Origin of the sequence: Flavobacterium sp. (genome assembly GCF_043722275.1) — a bacterium.
In the GTDB taxonomy this organism is placed as follows: domain Bacteria; phylum Bacteroidota; class Bacteroidia; order Flavobacteriales; family Flavobacteriaceae; genus Flavobacterium.
In genome coordinates this window covers 1-23,444 of record NZ_JAYSPC010000049.1, presented here as the reverse complement: position 1 = coordinate 23,444, position 23,444 = coordinate 1, and the positions used below count along the sequence as shown (strand labels likewise).

Here is a 23,444-nt window from a genome sequence, read left to right as displayed (position 1 = left end):
AAAAAGAATTGTATTTGTTTTTTATATAATCGGATAGATTCTATAAGGAGAGTAATTTTTGTTTTGAATGTTGTTTGACATCTTCAAAAAAGAGCGTGAATTCCTGTTCAAATTCCGAATAAAATTCTACTAATTCTTCACTTGCAAACTGCATTTTTGATGTGTTTTTTGAGCGTCGGTCCATTTGTGTCAAAATATTCTTGATTCCTTCAACGGTTTGATAACTCAAAAGCCAGTTTCTTTCAATCATATAAGGCATTAATCCCTGAGTTTTTTCGGTCAGAATATCATAATTTACATGTAATGAAGTATAAAACCGATTGATGAAATCTTCCAGTTTCTCATCTGAATATTTTGTCCAGTTTTTGGCTAAAAAATGATCGTAAACAATATCGACAATAACGCCTGCATAATGATGGTATTTTTCATGTAACCGTTTGGTACTTTGCCTGAAAACGTCATGTGAATCTGTGTAAGTATCTATGGAACGATGCAAAATAATGCCTTTTTGAACTTCTTCAGGAAAGTGTTCAAATTGTTTCCCGCGAATTCCATCGGCCATAAAATTGCCAATTTTGATTAAATCATTATCACCTGAAAGATATATGTGGGCTAGGAAGTTCATTTTTTTTCTTTGAGTTGCTAAGGGACTAAGTTACTGAGTTGCTAAGTTTTTTTAAAAGGTTCTAAGTTACTAAGACACTAAGTTTTTTTTGAAAGTTGCTAAGTCAATAAGTTATTTTAGTAAAAGTATGAAAACTTTTTTATATCGTTTCACGAATGATTCACGGCTTTATAAAATCTCAGAATCTTAGCGACTTAGTCTCTCAGCAACTTTTTTAAAATTCTTAGCAACTTAGAACCTTAGTAACTCAGCAACTTTTCTATATTTGTAACTGGTAACCATAACTCACAAACATGACATTAATAAAATCAATATCGGGAATACGAGGAACTATTGGTGGAAAAGTAGGAGATAACCTGACTCCTGTTGACGCTGTAAAATTTGCATCGGCATACGGTACTTTTCTGAAAAACAATACTTCAAAAGAAAAATTAACGGTTGTAATAGGTCGCGATGCCAGAATTTCCGGACCTATGATTCATAATCTTGTTGTAAATACTTTAGTAGGTTTAGGGATTAATGTAATTGATCTTGGACTTTCTACAACGCCTACGGTTGAAATTGCTGTTCCTTTAGAAAAGGCTGATGGCGGAATTATTTTAACAGCGTCTCATAATCCAAAACAATGGAATGCTTTGAAATTATTGAATGCAAAAGGAGAATTTTTAAGTGGAGATGAAGGAGCAAAAATTTTAGATATTGCTGATGCTGAAGCTTTCGATTTCTCGGATGTTGATAATTTAGGCGAAATCACGGTAAATGATGCTTATATGGATATTCATATCGACGAGGTTTTAAATTTACCTTTAGTTGATGTTGAAGCGGTAAAAGCGGCAAAATTTAAGGTGGTTGTTGATGGAGTAAATTCGTCAGGCGGAATCATTATCCCAAGATTATTAGAATTAATGGGCGTTGAAGTGGTAAAATTATACTGCGAGCCAAACGGACATTTCCCGCATAATCCGGAACCTTTAAAGGAACATTTAACTGATATTTCTGAATTAGTAGTTAAAGAAAAAGCTGATTTAGGAGTTGTTGTAGATCCGGATGTAGATCGTCTTGCTTTTATTTGTGAAGATGGAGAAATGTTTGGTGAAGAATACACTTTAGTGGCTTGCGCCGATTATGTTTTGAGTAAAACTCCCGGAAATACAGTTTCGAATATGTCATCATCTCGTGCTTTGCGCGATGTAACAGTTGCTCATGGCGGAAAATATGAAGCCAGCGCAGTTGGAGAAGTGAATGTTGTGGAATTAATGAAAAAAAATAATGCCATCATTGGTGGTGAAGGAAACGGTGGAATCATTTATCCTGAATCTCATTACGGGCGTGATAGTTTAGTTGGTGTAGCTTTGTTTCTGACACATTTGGCAAACAAAAAAATGTCAGTTTCGGCATTGCGTGCTTCATATCCTGAATATTATATGAGCAAAAATAAAATTGAATTAACACCACAAATTGATGTTGATGCCATTTTAGAAGCTATGACCGAAAAATATAAAAACGAAGATATCACAACGATTGACGGCGTAAAAATTGATTTTGCTACAGAATGGGTTCACTTAAGAAAATCAAACACAGAACCAATTATCAGGATTTATACAGAAGCTCCTTCTCAGGAAAAAGCAGATGTATTAGCACTTCGAATTATAGACGAAATAAAAGCAATTGCCGGAATTTAATTTTTTGGCATTATAAAAAAATTAACCGCAAAGTCCGCAAAGTTTTTTTAATAGTAGGATTTTATAAAAAAAGGCAAAGTTCGCAAAGCTAAATCAATACAAAGCTTTGCGAACTTTTTGTTTTCGTCTACTAATAAAAATTCTTACGTACTTTGCGGTAAAATAATTAATCAGTATAAAGGTTTAAGAATCTAGTTTTTGATAATTTTCAAGGACTTTTTTACAGCACCATAAGTTGCGGTTACAATATAAACTCCACTTGAAAGTTTGTCTCCAATTTTAATATCTTCATTGGTAAAGTTTGAATCAGAAGAGTAGCAAACATGCCCTATCATATCAACAATTTTTAAAACCAAAGGTTCTGTAATGGCAGACTTTATATGAAGTGTAGATTGAGATTTAATTGGGTTTGGGTAAACCGAAAAAAAATCTTTTTCAGCCGTAGAATCATTTACGCCTAAGTTTACTGTTGTAACATCGATATAATTAAAATTCATATCGTTTGATTTGAATTTAATTTTAAGGTAAACTTCTCCTTTGGGTAATGTAATTGTGTTTACAATTTTGTTCGTATACGTTTGCAAACTTCCCGTTGCAGGAAATGTTTCATCTGTTTTTGCGACAAAATCATTTACTAGAATATCAAATTTTCCCTGAGTTGTCGCTGCAACTCTAAAGTTTAAATTATAAGTTCCTGCGTTATCCACATTCAGCATAAATTCATTCCAATCGCCTGTTTCTATATTAGATACATTTTGTATTGTTCCTGAATCAGTTGTGTTTTGCAGCGTTGTTCCCTTTCGGCGATAATGTTTATTTGCAATTATTCTGCCGGGAACATTCATCTTTTTAGCTGTATAAGTGGTATTTACATATTCAGTTCCTATTGGTCTTAATACGCCACTTTCGGGAGCTAATAATGGACCTTCTGCCATATCTAACCAATTAGCAGGAACTCTTCCTGTGAACCATGAATATCTGTAAATGTCCGGATCATTTTCAAAACTAGTTATGATATCTTTCATAAATTTAGTTTTGTCAGCGGCACTTTGAACTACTCTGTTTGCAAATTCAGTCACCCAAACCGGACGATTGTATTTTTTTAAAAGACTGGTAACGCCAATAACAGAGCCTGATGAACTGTCATAAGTATGAAAAGCAATATAGTCGACTTTGCAATTTGGGCATAACAGAAAAAATTGATCGTGCCACGCAGTCGGGCTGCTATAACCGCCATAATTATTATTCGGGTCATTAAAAGCTGGTGAAGCGCTTACTATTTCTAAGTTTTTGGCGGCAGCAATTTTCTCTACATTTTTCCATGCATTTACGGCTTCCTGCGGAGTTAATCGTGCGCCATCATTAAAATTAGGCTCATTAAAAGCAAGTAAATATTTAGCACCGGGTTTTATTCTGTTTATAAATGCTTGTACATCAGCATCGCTTACCGCATTCCATGTCATTGGTACATATTCAACACCAATAGATTCATAATTGGCATTAGTGTCATTTTCAGGAGAAGATCCCCAATTGTACCACCAGGAAACTCCTGGTTTTAGGGCGAGTAAATCTGCCGTTGAGTTATTTCCGTAAGCTAGTCCGCGTTTGGGGCTTTGAGCGAAAGCAGCTATTGAAATACATAAAATTAAAGAACATAGGTTTTTCTTCATTGTAGATTATTTTAGATTTGAGTAGGGTTTATCTTTTTCAAATGTATACTGTTTCTATAATTTATAAGATAATTTTGTCAGAAAAAAATATTACAAAAACCCATCAAAATCTATTTTTCTACTGAATAAGAAGTTTTTCTTAGTTATGAAGTTTTAGAAAATAAAAAATCCAAAAAAGCAATTGTAACTTTTTTGGATTTATTTTTTCTAAGAATATTATTCAATTCGATGTTTCCATCTTTTGTGCGTCCATAAATAAAATTCAGGAGCTTCGTAAATTTGTTTTTCAACTTCTCTTAAATATTTTTCTGTAATATCAAAGTTTTCATAATCGTTTGGATTATCGGCAATAGATACAAAAGTTGCTTCATAATAACCTCTTGCTACTTTTTTTACTTTTACAAAAATCACGCTTAAATCGTATTTTTTAGCCAGCATTTCGGCGCCTGTATGAGCAGGAACTTCGATTCCCATGAATTTCATCGAATGAAAAATTCGGTCGAGTTTAGGCGATTGATCACTTGCTAATCCGTACATGCTTAAAATTCCGTCACGCTGATTTTGCGCCATAGTTGGAATCGCCTTTCTTGTTTCAACTAATTCTGTATCATATTTAGAGCGTATTTTCCGAACCAATTTATCAAAATATGGGTTTGCAACTCTTTTGTAAACGGCGATTCCTTTAAAGTCAATTTTTGGGTTAACTGTTAAAAGCCATTCGTAACTTGCATAATGCGAAGCTACAAGAATTACACTTTTTCCTTTTTTTGCATATTCATTTACAAGTTCAATATTGGTCACACGAAATCTCTTTTCCATTTCTTGCGGCGAAATGCTCATTGTTTTAATTGTTTCCAGAAACATATCGCACATATGGTGGTAAAATTTCTTTTCAATTTCTTTTAATTCGCTTTTACTTAAGTGTGGCAAAGTAAGCGCCAGGTTTTCACGTACTACTTTTTTGCGGTAGCCAATGATTCTGTATATAATAAAACAGACAAAATCTGATAACAGGTAAAACAATCGAAAAGGAAGTATAGAGATAAGCCAAAGTAGGGGATAGGCTAATATATAAACGAGAAATTGCATGTACTATTTTTTTAGCAAATATAAAGTAAAAATGAGTAACGAGCGATAATTTGGTCTGAAGCTAACATATGTTTAAGAATGACTATATTTACAAATCACAATAAATATTTTTTATGAATACCATTTTAATAGGGATTATAGTGGCGAATGCTGTAATTAGTTACAAAGGTTTTAATGATCTTGCTTTTTTTAGAAAATACGAATTTCATGTAGGAAGTATTCGTTCAGGAGAACAAATCAGAATGATTTCATCAGGTTTTTTACATGCAGATTTGATGCATTTAGTATTTAATATGTTGACACTTTGGTTTTTTGCGCCAGTTGTAATTCAATGGATGGGTCCGATTTCTTTTGTTTTAATTTATTTTGGAAGTTTAATTTTCGGAAGTTTACTAACCATGCTCTTTCATAAAAATGATTATAGTTATCGTGCCGTTGGAGCTTCGGGCGCTGTAACGGGTATTTTATATTCGGCAATATTATTACAGCCGGATATGATGCTGGGAATTTTCTTTGTGATACCAATTCCGGCATATTTATTTGGAATTTTATATTTATTATATTCAATTTACGGAATGCGTGCCAAAAATGATAATATTGGTCATACAGCACATTTTGGCGGTGCAATTGGCGGATATTTAATAACTTTGGTAAAAGAACCTTCGCTAATTGTAGACCATACATTGATGGTTGTGTTATTAGCGATCCCGATTTTTATCCTTTTCGTAATGGCAAAATTGGGAAAATTATAATATTGGCACAACTTTTGAAATTCGAATATTAAATAATTTAAAATATAACAAAAATGAAGAAAGTAGTATTATTTTTAACAATCATGTTTATGACTATGTCTTACGGCCAAGAAATCAAACAAATTCCTCAAATCAATGTAAATGGAGAAGGAAAAGTAAAAGTAGCGCCTGATCAGGTTTGTATTTCAGCAACTGTTGAAACAAAAGGGAATAATGCTAAAGATGTCAAAAAACAAAATGACGAAAAAATCGACGCAGTTTTAAAATTTATCAAAAAGATGAATGTTCCAACAGCAGATTTTAAAACAAAACAAGTTGCTCTTAATCCGCAATATGATTATGAGAAAAAGAAAACAAGTTATAACGCAACTCAAACAATAGAAATTGTATTAAAAGATCTAACTAAATACGATGAATTGATGGAAGGTCTTGTTCAACAAGGTATTAACCGTATTGACAAAGTATCTTTTGAAACATCAAAATTAGCTCAAATTGAAACCGAAGCCAGAAAATTAGCCATAAAAGATGCTAAACTAAAAGCAGAAGATTACGTTTCGGTTTTGGGACAAAAAGTAGGTAAAGCTTATACGATTTCTGACAATACTCAGGTTTATCGTCCGCAACCAATGTACTCAGCTATGAAATCTATGGCTATGGATTCTGCCGGTGCAGAAAATCAAACTTTAGCAGTTGGTGAAATCGAAGTTGTTGCAAACGTAAGTGTTAGCTTTATTTTAGATTAAGACATATAAAACTCAAATAAAAAAATCCAAATTCCAACTTAAAAATTGGGATTTGGATTTTTTTTTAGAATTAAATGTGAATTTTATTTATTAAATAATTTTTCCATAAATTCTACTTTATCTTTTTCTGACTGAACCAAACGTTCATATAGTTTTTTATTTTCGTCATAAGCTTCAACCAATTTATCTAATGGATTAAAGTTGCAGGTATTTATATGATTAAAGTTATTTCAGGACTCATTGAAAGTATTGAAATAATTAATAAAACCTTCTTCAGTAAAGTTTTTAATTGCTTCTACGCTTACGCCGAGTATTTTTGCAACTTCTACAAGTTTATTATCATCAATCGTTTCGCTATTTTCTAAAATAGAAATAGATTGTTGAGTTGTTCCTAAAGCTTCCGCTAAAGCTTCTTGCTTCATGTCTCTTAGTTCACGAATACGGCTAATTTTTCGCCCTATATGATTTGGTTTTGTAAATGTGCTCATAGTTCAAAGATAATAATTAAGTGTGATAACAAGCAATTTGTAAAAAACATATTATATTGATGTGTTTTACATTCAAAAAGTTCCGTTATCGGCAAATATATGATAATTTTTTAAGTGAAAATGTTTCGTTTTTTGCCGATACCGGCAAAAATGTTAGTCTGACTTACTTCGGATTAAAATCAAAATAACTTAAAAAATCGCAATTTTCCCAGTTTGTATTTCGCCTGAATTTGTAATTATTTTATAGATATAAATTCCTGAGGAAATGTTTTTTATATTGATATTATTGGTTTTAGAAGGTAGTGGAGAAGTAATAGTATTTTGCCCGCTAATATTGTATAAATAGAAAATAGCATTATCCTCTTTTTTGGCTTCAATATTTAATTCTTCATTTTTACTTAATAGCGTTGGGTGAACAAAAAACAAATCATTGCCGATATAATTAGTATCAAGAATTAGGGAACTTATTACATTATTGTTTTCTAAAATTATATTTATTTTATATTTATTGCTTCCTTTTATGGGCGCATCATCTAAAAAAGAGAATGTTTTTGAATTGATATCATTTATCGAGCTGATAATGCTTTCGTCATTATTAATTATTTTTACTAAGTCAATTTTTTTGATATTATACAAGCTAAAAAGACTAGCTTCAATCTTTACTTTATTCTCCTCAAAAACTTCTGCCAAAGTCAACTCAAAATAACAATTTGAGTTTTGGACATATTGCAATGTTGACTCACTTTTTATTCCTTCGGTATTATCAAATACAGGAATAACAGAGTAAATTTTTCCGTCATTATAAGTATAAGTATTGTTTGATGTTTGCTCTTTTAATTCTAAATGATCTCCTGTTAGTTGATAAATATTGAAAGAAGCAACATTAGCAGGTTTGTTCCAATTAATTTCGGTTGTGCCATCACAAACTAAGCTTGTACTGATATTTAAATCATAAGAAATCGTAAAATTATCAGAGATATAATCTATATTATTAATGGTCATTTTTAGTTTTGCTTTCGAAAATTTTTGTGACGCAGGTGTATGAACAAATTGTTCATTATCCAGATTTATACCATTTGCGATAACTTCCCAAGTTTCACCATTATTATAAGTAACAGACAATTGTCCTTGAATACCAGAAAATGAGGAACTCCATTTGAAAGGCGAAATTGTTTTACCATCATAAGGGAAATTATCATTATTTACGGGGTAATTCCATTCAAATTGATTTCCCAATTCATATTCATAAGCAATGCTGTATTCCAGAGAAGTATCTGAAACATATGAACCAATTACATTAAGAGTATAAGTTCCTGCTGTAGGGTTTTCAATCGTCACTTGTTCTATATTATTAATTTTATCTTTTCCTCTAACGGCTTGTTGTTCAGGAATTTCCGGATTAAGAATCCAAGGTAAAAAAGCGGTGTTTTCAGCCGAAATAACTTCAAGATCTAAATCGTTTACTAAACTTATATTACTATTAATTTCTGCGGGCAAATCGTTCCAGACTAATGTAATTTTTAAGTTCTTAGCATTTTCCGGAAGAATAATAGTATGAGAATTTGTTTGGCCAGTTGCCAAATTACCGGATATAAATCTGTTTTCGGTGATCGTTTTTAAGCATTTATCAGCATTGATATTTCCATATCCATAAGTGAAATCCGGACCTTTGTTCCCTAAATCTTTTGCACTATTAATTAATATTGCTTTTGTCAATGTATTAGTCAAAGAGCTATTGTTTATGGTTTTATAATGTTGTTTCATAAGCGTAATAATTCCTGTAGCCAATGCAGTAGAATTTGAAGTTCCTTGTGTGCTAAAAGCTACTAATTCCGGTTTTATCCGGCCATCATAAGCTGGGCCTTTTGATGAAAACGGCATAATTACTTCATTTTGATCAATACAACCCAATACAATACTATTTTTTGATTGCTTGAAATTACCCGTAATTGATTTAAAACCCTGAAGTCCAGTATTACCAGACGAAAAACAATGAGTCAAATCCTTATTTGAAAATAATTGAGCGTCATAAGCATTAGCGAGCGATCCATAAAAATTTTCAATAAGTGTTCCGTAGGAATGATTTTGAGTAGTTGCGCCCTGTAAACTTGCTATTTCATCAGGATAAAGATTCAAAAAGTCAGACGATAATATTGTAGCTTTTTGTGCAACCCCTTTTCCTGATACAGAACTATTTCCTAATCCGGAAACTATTGTCGCCATAGCCGTTGCGTGATTCGAAACAATAGAAGATTCTGTTTGAGAAGGAATGTGCTTGTTTAATAAATCAATATCATTTACATCAAAAAGATCATCTTTTATGGCAACAATTTGGTTTTCGCCTGTTAAAAGAGGAAAATTAATATTGGCTTTATTTATATAATTGATAGTAAAATTTTGATCTGTGATTTTAGATTCGCCTTTTGGCTGAAGCGATTCTTGTGAAACAGAAGATACGCTGTTCAAATTTATAATATCATCAATAATTTTTTCAGAATCAGTATTTATAATTACAAGATGATTATCCAGTATCTTGATATCAGAAATGTTTATTGATTTCAAATCAGTAATTAACGCTTTGATAGAATCAGTTGCTATTATATATTGTTTGTTTTCGTTATTATTTGAAAAGTTTGAGGGTAATTTCCATAAACTATTAACGGGTTGAATTTTTGAAGACTTATTAGATCTTAAACTTTTATTTTCAACAATACAAAAAGTACTATCAAGTTTTTTTACAACTTTGTATTTGTTCTGATGTGCATTTTCTAAAGATGTAAGATAATATTTTTCAAATTTTCTTTCGTTTTCTTTTTTGATGTATTGTATCCATTTCCCAGTACTTTGAGAGAAACTGATTGTCGCTATCATAAAAAGGAAAAAAGTAATTTGTTTCTTCATTTACTATTGATGTTAGGGCAATTATAAACATTTTTATAATGATACAAAATTCAACTGCTGCAGCTTTTTGTAACTTTAATTAGATAAAGCAAACATGAAATTTGTACTAATGATTCTATTTTAAATTTATGCGTTGTAGGTAAGTCAAATATATTAAATTATTTTTTAGTGAATGATCGTTATGATTGCATTGGTTTTGTGTTACAAAATTGGGGTTATAAATAAAAATATCCAACCAGTCAAATTCAAAAAACACCAAAGAAAAAGCCTTTAGTGTTTTTAAATAGGGTTTAAATTAAATCAATAACAGATTCATTTTTTTGAAAAATTATTAAAAAAAACTACTTTTTCTTTGCTGTCGTGACAATGGCCTGTAACGGAACGGAAAGATTTTCTTTACCGTATAGATCAGCTAGTTTTCCACTTAATTTATTGATAATTTCAGGTAAAATATCCTCATCTTTTTCAATTATACTTCCATAAATGGGGGTTCCTTCTAATAGGCCTGTGGCTGCGCTATGGGAATCTTTACTGTAACCGTTTACTTTAACTAAAGAAGTTTTTATATCATGAAATCCACCTTCTTCAAGATCTGATGTAATCGTGGCTGGTTCAAAATAAGAAAATGGCACGTTATAAAAGGATGGTGGATCTATGGGAAAATATTCTTCCATTAATTTTTTGACTAAGTGAATAACATGGTTTTCTTCCATTTTATTCCAGCTATTAAAAATATAAGTTCCTCCTTTTTTCAAAACCCGAAAAGCTTCTTTATGTGCTTTAATCTTATCCTGGTAAAACATCACCCCAAATTGTGCAGTAATGCAGTCAAAATATTCATCGTCAAAGGGCAAAGACATTGCGTCTGCTACTTCCCAAGTAACATTTTTTTGATTTTTTACAATATCTTTTGCAAGATTCAGCATTGCGGGATTAATATCCGTAGCTGTGATCTGGGCATTTGGGAGTTCATTTAAAAGTTGGTTTGTAACCCTTCCTGTTCCGCAGGCAATTTCCAGTATTTTAGATGGTGAAGTTTCTTTTACTCTTTTTGCCATATCTATAGCGTAAGATTCGAAAAGTAACGGTCCTAAGTATTCCTCATATTTAAACGGGATACTACCTGAGAAAGAATTTTTTGTTGTTGTGTCCATAAATTTTAGTTTGATTGTTAATAGTGAGTGTTTTATATAGAGCAGGTTCCGGGTACTAGCAGTTTGCCTTCTGCTGCTAATATTTTGATATCTTTAAGCATAGTCAATATTGCATTGGATTTATTGGGCGACAAGTACTCTTTAAGACGTATTTTGTCAATGAAATAAAGATCAGCATTAGCTATGTCTTGCTTTGTTTGACCTGATAATACGTAGAGTATCAAAGCAATTAATCCCTTAGTTATGGCGGCGTCACTGTCTGCCTGAATAAAAATTTTCCCGTCTTTTTCTGTACTATATCCCCAAACGGTAGCCTGGCAACTCCATATGCAGTCTTCATCAGTTCTGAAAGCCACATCCATTTCCTGAAGTGCTTTTCCCATCTGAATGATTAATTTATATTTGTCCGAAAAGTTATTTCCAGCTTTGCTAAACTTCTCAATTAGATCATCTTGTAGTTGATTAATAGTCATTTTAAGTAATTTTTAAAATAATTTATGATTTTAGTATTTCGATGGCCTTTTTTAGACCCCGAATCAAGTCGTCGATTTCCGAATAGGTATTGTATAGGGCAATAGAAGCCCTTACAGTTCCTTTTATGTTGTATATCTGCATTAACGGCTGCGTGCAGTGGTGACCCGTTCGTACTGCTATTCCTTGTTGATTCAGTAATTCTCCAATATCAGAATTATGGCATCCTTCAATGACAAAAGATACAGATCCGGCATGGTGTTTTGCTGTACCAATAATCCGTAGCTCTTTTACTGTATTTAATTCCTTAATAAGGTAAGTGGTTAAGTCATGCTCATAGTCTGAGATCTCATCCATGCCAATGCGTTTTATGTAATCAACCGCCGTACCCAGTGCAATAGCGGATGAAATTGATGGCGTCCCAGCCTCAAATTTATAAGGTAAATGGTTGTATGTTGTTTTTTCAAAAGAAACATGTTTGATCATATCTCCGCCTCCCTGCGCCGGAGGCATTTTTTCAAGCCACTCTTCTTTTGCATACAGAATACCAATTCCTGTTGGACCATACATTTTATGTCCTGAAAATACCATAAAATCAACATCCAGTTCCTGAACATCAATGCGCATATGGGCAATTGCCTGTGCAGCATCTAGTAAAACAGGTATATGATGCAAATGAGCAATTTCTATGATTTCCCTGACAGGATTAATAGTTCCCAATGTATTGGATATATAAGTGACAGAAATTAATTTAACCTTTTCAGTTAGCATTGATTTAAATGCTTCCATATCCAGCTCACCAGAGGGCAAAATGGGAATTACACTAAGACTTACACCTTTTTCCTGACCAAATAATTGCCAGGAAACAATGTTTGCATGATGCTCCATAGCTGAAATCATTACCTTATCACCACTTTTAAGAAACTTATTGTTAAAACAGTAAGCGATCATATTAATACCATCTGTAGTGCCTTTATTAAAGATAATTTCATGAGTATGCTCAGCATTAATAAAATTGGCAATTTTCGCACGGGCTTCTTCGTAGGCTGCTGTTGCTCTTTGACTTAACTCGTGTACGCCACGGTGCACATTACTGTTATCCCGGTGGTAATAGTCTACGAGAGATTCAACTACTGATACCGGTTTTTGGGTTGTCGCAGCATTATCTAAATAGACAAGCGGATTCCCATTGATTTCTTGATGAAGAACCGGAAATTCTGAACGGATTTCCTGAATATTCCTGTGAATGGAATTAATAGTTTCAAGGTTTCTCATATAATTTTAAGATTTGTGAGATTTATATTTTTGTAATTACGAAGAATTTTGATGCAACAAAATCTAGAAGTGTGTGTAGTAATTAAAAATAAACAGGAGATGGATATCATGTTTGTACATGAGGGGCATAGGGCCTAATTTGATCTATAAGTGATTATATCGAAAACAATATTCAATATTTGGCTTATAACATTTATAGATTCTAAAGTGTAGGAATATATTTTGCTAAAGTATAGCTTTTTTACTAATAAAAATAAATTAATTGCGAGTATTATTACAGTAACAAGCTGATTTATATCAAGTTGTTGATTTTACTGGGCTCGCAGTAATAATCAGATAATTATTATTAAAACCAAATGTAAAATAATATAACAAAAAATGTTAAATTTGTTAAATTATAGTTTTATAGGTATTTTAAGATTAAAAATTATATAAATTTGACAATAAAGATTACAATATTTTGTAAAGACCCCATATTTATCAACTAATTAAACAACCAAAAAAAACCTATTATGAAAAGAATTAAATCGATTTTAGCCCTCTCATTTGTAGCGCTAACAATAATATCCTGTAGCAAGGGAGATGAATCAACAACTTCATCAAATCAAGAATCTCTTAAAGTAACACAAGATGTGTTAAATAAAATTAGTTCACTTTCACTAAACAACTCAGATGTTCAAGTGATTAAGAATACTAAGTTAGATGGTACCACTGAAGATGCATTTCTGGTAGAAGGAGATATCATTGTTACACAAGATCAATTAGACAAAATGGATCTTCACGGAGGTATTACGACAGAACAATATCGTACTACAAATTTAGTATCTGCACCAAGAACTATCAAAGTTGTTGGATTAACAGGCACAGGTACAACAGCGCTAAGTACAAATATGCGTGCTGGACTACAAGCGGCAATCAATAGATATAATAATTTAGGATTGTCTATTAACTTTACGCTAACCTTTAGTTCAAGTACAACAGGAGCAAACATTGTTGTCCGGAGACAAACCGGTTCTGCCGGTGGAGTAGCAGGTTTTCCTTCAGGAGGAGCGCCTTATAATTCAGTTACATTATATTCTGGATTAGATACTTATTCAACAGGTGTAAATGCACACGTATCTGCACACGAAATTGGTCACTGTATTGGTTTACGTCATACTGACTGGTTTAGCCGTCAAAGTTGTGGACAAAATTCAAGCGAAGGAACAGCTGGTGTTGGAGCAATCCAAATCCCGGGAACACCTTCAGGATATGATGCAACTTCTTATATGAGAGCATGTTTTAGTTCATCTGAAACTGGAGCTTTCAATGCTAATGATGTAACTGCACTGAATTATTTATACTAGAAGTTGAATTATAGGTGTCTTTACAAAATAGTAAGAGGCTGTTTCATTTTTGAAGCAGCCTCTTTTTTTATTCACAAACTTTGAGAATATTCTAATTTTCAAGTTACAAAATTATGATTCTATAATTTTGTAAGTAAGAGGTTTAAACTTACTTTGATTTTGTCCGATACTTTTTTGCTCACTAGTTTTGGTATTTCAATGTCAAAGTCTGCTGCTTTTACATCGAAATTTCCTGTTACCGTAATTTTATCGCCGGATTTTAAAATTTTGGCATTTACGATTACGTTTTTTGTTTTCCCGTGTAAAGTTAAATCTCCCGAAATCTTAAATATTTTGGCTGTACCCGAAAGTTTTGACGCATCAAAATCTTCTATTTTTCCCTTAAAAGTAGCTTTAGGAAATTTATCTGATTCTACATAATTTTCATTAAAATGCTCCTCCATTAATGCCACTTTAAATCGAAAGCCTTTCATGAGTGTTAAAACAGCAATTTCGCCCGTTGAGGATTCTAAAATTGAAGATGTATTTTTATTTTCTGCCGCAACTTCTTCAAAAGAATCAACACTTGCCTCAAATTTTAAACTCCCTGTTTTTGTTGCATATTTTTGTGCCGAAACATGGAATATTCCAACAAATAAAAACAGCAGTACAATTACTTTTTTCATTTTTTTAAGTATTGATTTATTTTTCTAATAGTCCATCGATATTCCATTGCAGAATAGTATTTATTTTATCCTGCGCCATTCTTCCTGCTTTTGGCATTTGACCTGAAGTTCCGTTTTGCAACTGAATCCTGTCTAATAATTTTTTATTTACCAGTGCATCTTTAACTTCGGTATACGTTGTTAAAGGGATAAGTTGTCCGCCCGAAGCATGACAACCAATGCAGTTTTCATCAATAATTGATTTAACATTTGTTGCATAAGTAACTTTGCCAACGATAACAGTTGGTTCTTCGATACTTTCATACGTATTTGATTCACAGCTGTATAATGACAGTATGATTGCAGATAAGTAAATATATTTTTTCATATTTTATACTTTTAAAAAACTCTATATAAATTAAACCCAAAGAAAAAATCACCTTTTCCCCAATCTCCGGCAGCACTTGTCAGATAACCGCTTTCAGTCATAGATTGCGAATTGGTAAAAATCAACTGAAAAATATGACCTCCGGTTTCTATGTCCAGTCCAACAGATAATGGGTTATTATAAAAGTTAGGTTTATTAAAATTCTCACCATATTCTAAATTCAGAGAAAGCCTTTTAGTTAATTTAAATCGTCCGCCGGCACCTAAAGTAAATTGATCATCGTTTTCAATAGCTGGATTGTACAGATTTTTATGAATGAATGAAGGCGCAAGTTCTAATGATAATTTATCAGAGAATTTTCTTGAAATTAGAATTTGATTGACAAAAGTTAGCCTGTCAGAGAATTCAATTTTAGGATAATCATCTTTTTTTAAACCACTATTAAAATCAATCGTACTGTAACCTACAATATCAAAAGGGAACTTTTCACTTTGTCTTATAAGTCTGTATTTCGCAGATGCTTCATTTATTTTTAACAAAGTATGATGCGATGCACTTACCGAAAGCCAATCGGTTATACCGTAAATTCCGCCAATTTTTGTAGTGGCATCATCAAAACCAAAAAACTCTGAAATTCCACCTTTTACAGAACCAAAACGGTGGGATATTACCATGTAAAATTCTTTTTTGGCAGGTAATTTTGTAGATTGTAGCGTTATAATTTGTAAACCTTTAAATGTCGCTGTAACGCTTTTATCAACTACTTGTGTCGAATCCAGGCTCGAGAGTAAATCTTCCTGTGCATTACTATACAGGCAGATTAAAAAACTGGCTATTAAAAAAATTTTATTTTTCATATTTAATGTTGTTGTATACTGCATTGATCAAATTTTACCTGTCCGAATAAATCATCAAAACCGATACATCTTCCTTTTATATTGATTGGTTTGTTTACCAAGGTTTTTTTTCTTTTTCATTCATTTTGCAAAATACCTTGCTGTCAATTACCATAGACGAATCTGTAACTTCTGTAACAATTCCTTCAATTTCAATGGTTTTATTTAAGTATTTTGAATCTCCCTGAACGGGATTGAGATCATATTCTTTTTCTAAATTTTTGGCAGTAATAGTACCTATTGATTTTTCATTGTTGATGTCTCTGGCATCTTTGTATAGAATATTTTGATAGACATAATACGGACCAAAACTTATCACTAATAAAAATATCAAAATCTTGATTTTTGTTTTGCTCATGTGATTTTTATGATTTTAAGTTAGTACCAAAAGTTTTCTTTTTTAATATTTGCGTGTAATTAATTTTAACACATAGAAACATAGATTTTGTACTCTTGGAAAAAAAGGCGTTTCACTTATTAAAATGCACATAGTTAAATATGTGAAAGAAATATTTCCTGATACCTTCTTTTTTCTTTGCACATAATGCCTATGTTTCTATGCGTTAAATAAAATAGCCACAGATTAAGGATTAAAAAGATTAGAAAAAAACCTGCTCGATCTGCAAAATCTGCCTGAAAAAATATTTAACAGATAGAGTATATCTATGTTTCTATGTGTTAAATAAAATTTCTAGATAGCAAGTGGTGAATCTTTTACCGGTACCGGCCAAACAGCAGGACTTGGAAAACTAATCCCTTTATTAGCGCCTCTTACTCCGGCATCCTGACCAAAATAATACAAAGGCCAACCGTTGTAAACCAGTTGAGATTTACCAAATACAGTTATAACACTAAATTTAGATTTATCAAGAATTGAAGGAATTACGATTTTATCTGTTTCATAAATAGGCCAGACAGCATTGTTTGAAAAATCAGCTTTTGTGAAATTATTCTTCTTGAAATTATCATTCTTAAAAGTATAAAGCGTCATTCCTTTAGCATCTGTAAAGTAAGTAGTCAAGCCATCGCCAACAGTATAATCTGAAAGATAGTTTTTGCCGTCATGTCCTAAAAGCTGACTTTTTACTAGCATAATCGAATAGTCCGGTTTTGCAATAAACCAAATACCGCCAACTCCGTCTCCAGTTGTTTTACCGGCAGCTTCAGGTACATTTGCGCCTGCGTTGCCATATACATCAGTTCCTGCAGCTGGTGCATAATAATACAAAGGCCAGCCTTTATAGGTCAATTGTTTTTTAGAAGATGCTGTAGTTATAGTGCCAAAATCTGAGAATGTTAGGTCTGTACTTATTTTATCAGCCGTTAAATTGTCTACATAATAAGGAGGCCATAAAGCTTCACATCCGCCTGTACATGAGGATTGCCCTTTTGCATCTGTTGAAAAAAAGTACAATGATCTTCCGTTTTTATCCGAAAGATAAGAACCTAATGTAGTACTTGTAGAAAGACCAATTTCTTTTTTTGCGTCCACTACTGGAGGAGTGGTGTCACCCTCTTTATCACTACTACAGCTTAGAAAAAATGTTGTTGTTATAACAGCAACTAAAGCGAATTTAATTTGTTTTAATTTCATCGTTTTTTGATTTAATTTATATTGAAATGGGAGAAATAAACTTTACCGAATTTGTAAAGTTTTTTGTTTTTACTTATTGTATATCAATAAGTTAAGTTCTAATTTTATAATTTTCGAGCAATAATATTCGTATTTATTGCTACGAACTATCATATAGAAAGTCGCTTAAATAATATAATATTGAGTTTTTTGATTGGGGCATTTTTACTCTTTGATAGGATTCAATAGTAAAACAGCTTTGATAAAGATTACCCTACCAAAAAATTGATATTTTATAAAAAAATAAAAAAAAGGAAACGAATTTTTTTACAAACCTTGTAGAAATTAGGTTATAATGAAACTCTAAAGCTCACATTTGGAGTTCTTTGCAAGGCAAATGTTTCAACTTCCTCGATAGAATTTGTTAAAGAACTTATTCTATAATATTCGCTGATTTCATTTTTCCTGTTTAGGATATTTAAGATTGATATTCCTAATTTGTATTGAATTCCTTTTGTAGATTCCCACTTGTAAGTAGTGGAAAGATTAACTTGTGAAAAAATATGCAAATTGGTATTATTAGGTTTGTTGTAAACCACTACAGGATTTGACGGGTCAATTTGCGAAGTATTTGGAGAAGTTTTTGGTCTGCCTGAAGACCATTTTGTTCCCAAAGCAATTTTGAAATTGTTTTTCTCATAAATTCCTGCCCAGGATACCGTATGCATTACCTCAAAATTGTTAGGAAAATTTGGGAATTCATAATTAGGAAAATGATAATTATTATGATTATAAGTATAACTTAACCAAGTCAAAAAATGATTCATTTTTTTCTGAATCAGCATTTCAGTTCCCCAGACTTCATAATCTCCAGTTGTTCGAATAAACTCTAACTGATTCTGAAAACCCTGGCTTGACGTTACAATTCCGCTTACTTTTTTATAAAAATTTTCTATATCCAGCAGCCAGTCATTCTTTTTATAGAATAAATTTAAAGATAGCTGTTTGCTTTTTTGAATTGGGATTGTAGTATTGTCTGAGATAATCCAACGCCTTTTTTCAATGCCAAAATAATCTTTTTGCAAATCAATAATTTGTTGTGAATTTTGACTTTTCAGTTCGCCTAAAAGTTCTAAATTCAGACTTTTATTGATGCCATAATTAAACTGAATTCGCGGTTCTACAACATATTTTTGAAATTTTTCAATATAATTAATTCGGGTTCCGACATTAAAATATATTCGCGAAAGCGTATCACTATATTTTCCTTCTAAAATTAAAACGTGCGTTCTTAGCACATCTTTCACTTTACGATAAAAATCAGGATTAGTTACTTGTTCTAAATTAGTAATGCCAATTTCGTTAAACTGATAACCATCGTTAAAACTAAATTTAGAATTAATAATATGATTATTCTCTAAATTAATTCCGCTATTGTTAACCGTATTTTCCTGAATTACGATTTGATTTCCAATCGTTGTTTCCTGGTTGGCCAAAAGTTCGTACGAAGAATTATATACGTTTATTTTAGTAGTATTTAAATTGTTCCAGTTTCTTTTCCAGGACAAATTTCCACCATAATTTTGTTGGCGTAAAACATTGTTTTCTGATTTATTTATGTCATATACTTTCGCACTCTGAAAAACTTCCAGATTATCCTTTATGGTTATCAAATCCAGTAGAAATTGATCTTTAAGACCTATTTTTTGAGCAAATTTAAGCGTAGCATCATAAAAACCAAATTTTTTATCACTTTGATAATCAACATTTTGTTTATCCGAGAAATCAGTGATAGTAGTATTTTGAAATACTTTATTGAAATATTCTTTATACGTAGGTGTTTCTGCAAAATCAGTAATAGATTTACGTGCCGAAATTTCGATATAACTCTTTTTCGAAAGATTGTACTTTGCATAAATATCAGCATTAATCATATTTATTCCAGCGCTAAATGAATTCTTTTCGGCTGTTTCAGGAGTAGACGAAATCGCAACTACACTGGATACACTTTCTCCAAAAAATGCCGAACTTCCGTTTTTATAAATAGAAATTGTATGCGCTAAATTAGGATTGAATACTGATATTAAACCAAAAAAATGACCCGTTTGAAACATTCGGATTCCGTTCCATAAAAATAAATTCTGATCGTGCGTGCCGCCGCGAACATTAATGCTCGAAACACTTTCGTCGATGCTGTTTACGCCTGGAATTTGCTGCATGGTTTGCAAAGCATCAGGTTCAATAAGTCCCGGCAAAATACCAAATTTCTTAGGCTTAATTTCAAATGATCCATCTTTGTTTTTTGAAATTCCTGAAGCTAAAATAGCATTGGCTTTAATTTCTGCAAGTTCTGTAATTTCAGGTTCTAACAATATTTGCAGACAATTTTCAGCATCTGGATTTCCTGACACAATTTTTTTTGTTATAAAACCTATATGACTTATCAAAAATAGCGTTGAGTTGTCATTTTCAAACTCAAAATAGCCGTTTGAATCAGTTGAAACCTGAATTTTAGAACTTAAATTAATATTGACATTTTCAATAGGTTTTTTATCCGTACTTGAAAATATATAGCCGCAAATTATTTTGGATCCGGTATCTTTTTTATAAATATTAATGAATTTATTATCAATATTTTCAAAAGATAAATTGGTTTTTTTGGCAAGATATTGCAGTTTTTGATCTAAGGAAAGTGATTTTTTGGGAGGATTTAATTGCAAGCCTGAAATTAAATCTTCGGTGTAATTAAAGCTAACGTGATGTCTTTTTTCAATATCAGTTATTATTTTTTTAAAAGGCATGATTTTTCCTTTGTCCTGAGCAAAAATATTCAGGACAAGGAAAAACATAAAAAACAAAAAATGAAATTGTTTGGGGAGTAACATTTATTTTTCGTCAAAAATTATTTTATTTTCTGAGACTTTTTTCGCCTCTAAATGATAGGTTGTACTAATAATTTGTAAAGCTACATTCAGGTCTTTAGCAGGTAATTTTCCTGTAAATAATGAAGTTGTATCTTCGGTATGTAATTCAATTTTGATTTTATATTGCCTTTCAACTTCATCTAATAAACTTCTGATATTTTCTTTATAAAAACATATTTGATTTTCTGTCCATTCAGGTTTCAATGCAGCTGTTTTTAGTTGTACTTGTTTCCCATTTTCAAAACTAACGCTTTGTCCATGAGTTAATAAAATTTGCGTGTTTCCATAATTAACCTTTACGCGTCCTTCATAACACACAACATCAAACCTGTTTTTTCGTGCTTTGACGTTAAATTGAGTTCCTAAAACCGATACTTTTCCAAGATTTGTCTGCACTTCAAAACGTCTTCCTTTGGATACCCTGAAATACGCTTCGCCTTTTAATTCAAGGCGTCTGTTGTTGTCCCAGTTCCATTTTTTATAGTTTATTTCAGAACCTGAGTTAAGCACCACTTCGGAATTATCCGGTAATGAAAAAGCCGTTTTTTCTCCAAATCCTGCCGTTTGTGTTTCGGGTACAAAAGTTTTCAGCGCAAAGGTAATTCCCAATACCAGAACAAATATTGCTGCAACTCGAAACATCCAGTTTTTGTATATAGGAATCACTTTTGGAGCCGCTTTTTTCTGCTTAAGAATATTGGATAACATAGTATTTTCATCCAAATCATCTACTTCTAAATGTTCCGTATAATTTTTTATTTTTTGATATTTTTCGAAATCAGGGCTTGCCTTAAATTCAGCTAATTCATCCTCTGATAAATCATTGTTAAGCCATTTTGCTAATAAGCGATCTTTTTTCATTGTACTCGTATTATATTATTAAACAGGTAGAACTAAATTTACCCTACTTTTATATTTCAATTTCTTTTCTTAAGCTTACTAAAGCTAGATGAATCCGTTTTTCTACAGCCTTTACGCTAATATTTAATTCTAAGGCAATTTCACTGTATTTTTTTCCATCAATTCGATGCATCAAAAATGCAATTCGTTGTTTTTCGTTCAGGTTTTCAATAGCTTTCAATAGTTTGGACTGAAATTGTTTTTCTTCCAAAAGATATTCCGGATTTTCATTTGTTTTGTCTAAACCGGTAAAGTTTTTCTCGTATTTCAAAACAACTTTTTGATGCGCAATTTCATTCAGACTGCTATTATTTGCAATGGTATAAATATATGATTTTGCTTTTTCGATGGGTACCGATGCGCAATTTTGCCAAAGTTTTATAAAAGCTTCCTGTGCTAAATCTTCTGCCTGATCGACATTGCCAAATTTGTATAATAGAAAATTTCGAAGCGCTTTTACATGACTTTTAAAAAAAGACGAAAAAATTATTTCGTCACAAGTATTTGATTCGGTTTTATTTGGCATTTGGATTTTTCAATTTGTACGTTGCAAAAGTATTTGTTTTTAGTCCAAGTAGGGTAAAAGTAAAGCTGATTGTTTTATAGATGTATAAAATGTTATTTTCTGGTATTAAGTAAAGATTTTAAAATTGATGAAATCGAAATCCCTGATACCGAATTTATTAAAAATACTTTTCTGTTAATTTTATTATCTTTGTAAAAATGCGAATATGTTCCCTTTAAAAAAATATTTATCAATAATAGCTTTCTTGTTTTTATTGTCTTGTCAAAGCGAAATAGACGAGCAAGATTCTAATGCACAGGGAACAGTTACCAATGTTTCGCCTCTCACGACTTATTTACAAAGGGTTGCAATGGTTAAAACCGTGCAGGATAATGTAATCGACAGGTCAAGTTATTGCACCATAAAATTACCTTATACCGTTACGGTAAATAATGTAAAAATAGCTGTTAATACCACCGCCGATTATCAAAAAGTAACAGATAATATCAATGCAAATGCTTATGATGATGATGTTGTGACAATAGATTTTCCTGTAACGATGGTTTACTACAATTACATTGAAAAAAACATTCCGAATGAGAGTAATTTTAATACTTTAATTGATTATTGGAACCTTCATCCTGATTTGTTATCCAAGATTAACGGGCTGAATATCAATTATCCTATAACTATTAATATCTATAACAGCGCCAATCAGGTGGGAAGTTCCGTATCAATTATCAGTGATCAGGCTTTTTTCAATTTTATAAAAAATTTGAGCGACAGTCAATATATTTCCTTACAATATCCAATTACTATTGTAGATTATAATAATCAGACAAAATCAATTGCGAATAATTCAGATTTCGAAAATGCTATAAAATATGCCATTGATAACGCTCCTGAAAATAACATTGTAGCGCTTGATTTTGTAGCAACAATAACAAATGGCTCTTGGGGAATACCTTATTTTTTTAGTAGTTCTTCAGAAAAAACTTCGTCTTATAACGGATATTCATTTGTATTTAAAAGTGATAAATCGGTTATTGCTGCCAAAGGATCAACTTCAGAAACCGGTCAATGGGAAACCACTTTGCAAAATGGTGTTAGAGCATTGCAACTAAATTTCAGTACAGAATTACTTGGTAAATTGAATAATAACTGGACGTTATTCGAATTTAATAATTCACAAATACGATTGCGTAATGTAAGTACAAGTTCTGATTATCTTTATTTTCAAAAACAATAAAAGCCAATAAATAGGGCTTAATTTTTTTGATCCTAAAAAATAATGAATTGTTTTTATATTTTGTAAAGTTCAGACTTTATTAGGTTTACTTACATATTTATTGCCTTTTACGAAGAATCTCCAAGGCAAAAAAGCATCTTCCTGTGCGTATGCAACACCAACTCTGGGT

The 23,444-nt window shown here is 31.7% G+C and carries 20 protein-coding genes and 1 pseudogene; 5 read left to right on the top strand and 16 right to left on the bottom strand.

The window, feature by feature from the left end:
* Positions 1–40 precede the first annotated feature (40 nt).
* Positions 41–625 carry an ACP phosphodiesterase gene (locus ACHZDT_RS06830; protein WP_394773884.1) on the bottom strand — a complete coding sequence of 195 codons (585 nt, stop codon included), beginning with the start codon at positions 623–625 and terminating at the stop codon, positions 41–43.
* A 293-nt stretch (positions 626–918) separates the two neighbouring features.
* Here ACHZDT_RS06830 and glmM point away from each other — a divergent pair, with 293 nt between their 5' ends.
* The gene (glmM, locus tag ACHZDT_RS06825; protein WP_394773883.1) at positions 919–2,307 is read left to right on the top strand and encodes a phosphoglucosamine mutase; all 1,389 of its coding nucleotides are present in this window, start codon (positions 919–921) and stop codon (positions 2,305–2,307) included.
* A gap of 191 nt (positions 2,308–2,498) precedes the next feature.
* Here the strand turns inward: glmM and ACHZDT_RS06820 are convergent, their stop codons facing one another.
* Positions 2,499–3,977 (bottom strand): glycosyl hydrolase, encoded by a 1,479-nt coding sequence (locus ACHZDT_RS06820; RefSeq protein ID WP_394773882.1) that lies wholly within the window; start codon positions 3,975–3,977, stop codon positions 2,499–2,501.
* Positions 3,978–4,193: 216 nt separating this feature from the next.
* Positions 4,194–5,066 (bottom strand): lysophospholipid acyltransferase family protein, encoded by an 873-nt coding sequence (locus ACHZDT_RS06815; protein ID WP_394773881.1) that lies wholly within the window; start codon positions 5,064–5,066, stop codon positions 4,194–4,196.
* A gap of 113 nt (positions 5,067–5,179) precedes the next feature.
* Here ACHZDT_RS06815 and ACHZDT_RS06810 point away from each other — a divergent pair, with 113 nt between their 5' ends.
* Positions 5,180–5,818: a rhomboid family intramembrane serine protease gene (locus ACHZDT_RS06810; RefSeq protein WP_394773880.1), complete on the top strand. Its 639-nt coding sequence runs from the start codon at positions 5,180–5,182 to the stop codon at positions 5,816–5,818.
* A gap of 53 nt (positions 5,819–5,871) precedes the next feature.
* Entirely contained in the window at positions 5,872–6,561 is a 690-nt protein-coding gene (locus tag ACHZDT_RS06805; protein WP_394773879.1) for an SIMPL domain-containing protein, read from the top strand.
* Positions 6,562–6,644: 83 nt separating this feature from the next.
* Here the strand turns inward: ACHZDT_RS06805 and ACHZDT_RS06800 are convergent.
* The 5 genes and pseudogenes from ACHZDT_RS06800 to ACHZDT_RS06780 form a co-directional block, all read right to left on the bottom strand.
* A pseudogene (locus ACHZDT_RS06800) lies at positions 6,645–7,049 on the bottom strand (helix-turn-helix domain-containing protein).
* Positions 7,050–7,238: 189 nt separating this feature from the next.
* Positions 7,239–9,950, bottom strand: a complete 2,712-nt coding sequence (locus ACHZDT_RS06795) for a S8 family serine peptidase (RefSeq protein WP_394773878.1) — start codon at positions 9,948–9,950, stop codon at positions 7,239–7,241.
* Between the two features lie 341 nt (positions 9,951–10,291).
* Complete coding sequence (locus ACHZDT_RS06790) at positions 10,292–11,104, bottom strand: class I SAM-dependent methyltransferase (protein WP_394773877.1); 813 nt, start codon at positions 11,102–11,104, stop codon at positions 10,292–10,294.
* Positions 11,105–11,136: 32 nt separating this feature from the next.
* Positions 11,137–11,577, bottom strand: a complete 441-nt coding sequence (locus ACHZDT_RS06785; protein WP_394773876.1) for a SufE family protein — start codon at positions 11,575–11,577, stop codon at positions 11,137–11,139.
* Positions 11,578–11,599: 22 nt separating this feature from the next.
* Positions 11,600–12,850, bottom strand: coding sequence for an aminotransferase class V-fold PLP-dependent enzyme (locus ACHZDT_RS06780; RefSeq protein ID WP_394773875.1), 1,251 nt, complete (start codon positions 12,848–12,850; stop codon positions 11,600–11,602).
* Positions 12,851–13,362: 512 nt separating this feature from the next.
* Between ACHZDT_RS06780 and ACHZDT_RS06775 the strand changes: the two genes are divergently transcribed.
* Positions 13,363–14,196, top strand: a complete 834-nt coding sequence (locus ACHZDT_RS06775; RefSeq protein WP_394773874.1) for a M57 family metalloprotease — start codon at positions 13,363–13,365, stop codon at positions 14,194–14,196.
* Positions 14,197–14,315: 119 nt separating this feature from the next.
* On the opposite strand, the gene ACHZDT_RS06770 is transcribed toward ACHZDT_RS06775, so the two are convergent.
* The 8 genes from ACHZDT_RS06770 to ACHZDT_RS06735 all read right to left on the bottom strand — a co-directional run bounded on the left by ACHZDT_RS06770 (position 14,316) and on the right by ACHZDT_RS06735 (position 22,047).
* Positions 14,316–14,861, bottom strand: a complete 546-nt coding sequence (locus ACHZDT_RS06770) for a YceI family protein (protein WP_394773873.1) — start codon at positions 14,859–14,861, stop codon at positions 14,316–14,318.
* Between the two features lie 16 nt (positions 14,862–14,877).
* Positions 14,878–15,228, bottom strand: coding sequence for a cytochrome c (locus ACHZDT_RS06765; protein WP_394773872.1), 351 nt, complete (start codon positions 15,226–15,228; stop codon positions 14,878–14,880).
* Positions 15,229–15,239: 11 nt separating this feature from the next.
* Entirely contained in the window at positions 15,240–16,085 is an 846-nt protein-coding gene (locus tag ACHZDT_RS06760; protein WP_394773871.1) for a DUF5777 family beta-barrel protein, read from the bottom strand.
* A 94-nt stretch (positions 16,086–16,179) separates the two neighbouring features.
* Positions 16,180–16,482 (bottom strand): hypothetical protein, encoded by a 303-nt coding sequence (locus ACHZDT_RS06755; RefSeq protein WP_394773870.1) that lies wholly within the window; start codon positions 16,480–16,482, stop codon positions 16,180–16,182.
* Positions 16,483–16,815: 333 nt separating this feature from the next.
* Positions 16,816–17,718 (bottom strand): hypothetical protein, encoded by a 903-nt coding sequence (locus ACHZDT_RS06750; RefSeq protein WP_394773869.1) that lies wholly within the window; start codon positions 17,716–17,718, stop codon positions 16,816–16,818.
* Positions 17,719–18,047: 329 nt separating this feature from the next.
* Positions 18,048–20,582: a carboxypeptidase-like regulatory domain-containing protein gene (locus tag ACHZDT_RS06745; protein WP_394773868.1), complete on the bottom strand. Its 2,535-nt coding sequence runs from the start codon at positions 20,580–20,582 to the stop codon at positions 18,048–18,050.
* On the bottom strand, positions 20,583–21,482 hold the full coding sequence (locus tag ACHZDT_RS06740) for a FecR family protein (protein WP_394773867.1): 900 nt from the start codon (positions 21,480–21,482) through the stop codon (positions 20,583–20,585).
* A gap of 49 nt (positions 21,483–21,531) precedes the next feature.
* Positions 21,532–22,047 carry an RNA polymerase sigma factor gene (locus ACHZDT_RS06735; RefSeq protein ID WP_394773866.1) on the bottom strand — a complete coding sequence of 172 codons (516 nt, stop codon included), beginning with the start codon at positions 22,045–22,047 and terminating at the stop codon, positions 21,532–21,534.
* 205 nt (positions 22,048–22,252) lie between these two features.
* Between ACHZDT_RS06735 and ACHZDT_RS06730 the strand changes: the two genes are divergently transcribed.
* Positions 22,253–23,275 (top strand): hypothetical protein, encoded by a 1,023-nt coding sequence (locus ACHZDT_RS06730; protein WP_394773865.1) that lies wholly within the window; start codon positions 22,253–22,255, stop codon positions 23,273–23,275.
* The last annotated feature ends 169 nt before the right edge of the window (positions 23,276–23,444 follow it).

What these genes read in the sequence shown, in the direction of transcription:
- ACHZDT_RS06830 (WP_394773884.1), bottom strand. Translation starts at nt 625, where the DNA reads ATGAACTTCCTAGCCCACATATATCTTTCAGGTGATAATGATTTAATC.
- glmM (WP_394773883.1), top strand. Translation starts at nt 919, where the DNA reads ATGACATTAATAAAATCAATATCGGGAATACGAGGAACTATTGGTGGA.
- ACHZDT_RS06820 (WP_394773882.1), bottom strand. Translation starts at nt 3,977, where the DNA reads ATGAAGAAAAACCTATGTTCTTTAATTTTATGTATTTCAATAGCTGCT.
- ACHZDT_RS06815 (WP_394773881.1), bottom strand. Translation starts at nt 5,066, where the DNA reads ATGCAATTTCTCGTTTATATATTAGCCTATCCCCTACTTTGGCTTATC.
- ACHZDT_RS06810 (WP_394773880.1), top strand. Translation starts at nt 5,180, where the DNA reads ATGAATACCATTTTAATAGGGATTATAGTGGCGAATGCTGTAATTAGT.
- ACHZDT_RS06805 (WP_394773879.1), top strand. Translation starts at nt 5,872, where the DNA reads ATGAAGAAAGTAGTATTATTTTTAACAATCATGTTTATGACTATGTCT.
- ACHZDT_RS06795 (WP_394773878.1), bottom strand. Translation starts at nt 9,950, where the DNA reads ATGAAGAAACAAATTACTTTTTTCCTTTTTATGATAGCGACAATCAGT.
- ACHZDT_RS06790 (WP_394773877.1), bottom strand. Translation starts at nt 11,104, where the DNA reads ATGGACACAACAACAAAAAATTCTTTCTCAGGTAGTATCCCGTTTAAA.
- ACHZDT_RS06785 (WP_394773876.1), bottom strand. Translation starts at nt 11,577, where the DNA reads ATGACTATTAATCAACTACAAGATGATCTAATTGAGAAGTTTAGCAAA.
- ACHZDT_RS06780 (WP_394773875.1), bottom strand. Translation starts at nt 12,850, where the DNA reads ATGAGAAACCTTGAAACTATTAATTCCATTCACAGGAATATTCAGGAA.
- ACHZDT_RS06775 (WP_394773874.1), top strand. Translation starts at nt 13,363, where the DNA reads ATGAAAAGAATTAAATCGATTTTAGCCCTCTCATTTGTAGCGCTAACA.
- ACHZDT_RS06770 (WP_394773873.1), bottom strand. Translation starts at nt 14,861, where the DNA reads ATGAAAAAAGTAATTGTACTGCTGTTTTTATTTGTTGGAATATTCCAT.
- ACHZDT_RS06765 (WP_394773872.1), bottom strand. Translation starts at nt 15,228, where the DNA reads ATGAAAAAATATATTTACTTATCTGCAATCATACTGTCATTATACAGC.
- ACHZDT_RS06760 (WP_394773871.1), bottom strand. Translation starts at nt 16,085, where the DNA reads ATGAAAAATAAAATTTTTTTAATAGCCAGTTTTTTAATCTGCCTGTAT.
- ACHZDT_RS06755 (WP_394773870.1), bottom strand. Translation starts at nt 16,482, where the DNA reads ATGAGCAAAACAAAAATCAAGATTTTGATATTTTTATTAGTGATAAGT.
- ACHZDT_RS06750 (WP_394773869.1), bottom strand. Translation starts at nt 17,718, where the DNA reads ATGAAATTAAAACAAATTAAATTCGCTTTAGTTGCTGTTATAACAACA.
- ACHZDT_RS06745 (WP_394773868.1), bottom strand. Translation starts at nt 20,582, where the DNA reads ATGTTACTCCCCAAACAATTTCATTTTTTGTTTTTTATGTTTTTCCTT.
- ACHZDT_RS06740 (WP_394773867.1), bottom strand. Translation starts at nt 21,482, where the DNA reads ATGAAAAAAGATCGCTTATTAGCAAAATGGCTTAACAATGATTTATCA.
- ACHZDT_RS06735 (WP_394773866.1), bottom strand. Translation starts at nt 22,047, where the DNA reads ATGCCAAATAAAACCGAATCAAATACTTGTGACGAAATAATTTTTTCG.
- ACHZDT_RS06730 (WP_394773865.1), top strand. Translation starts at nt 22,253, where the DNA reads ATGTTCCCTTTAAAAAAATATTTATCAATAATAGCTTTCTTGTTTTTA.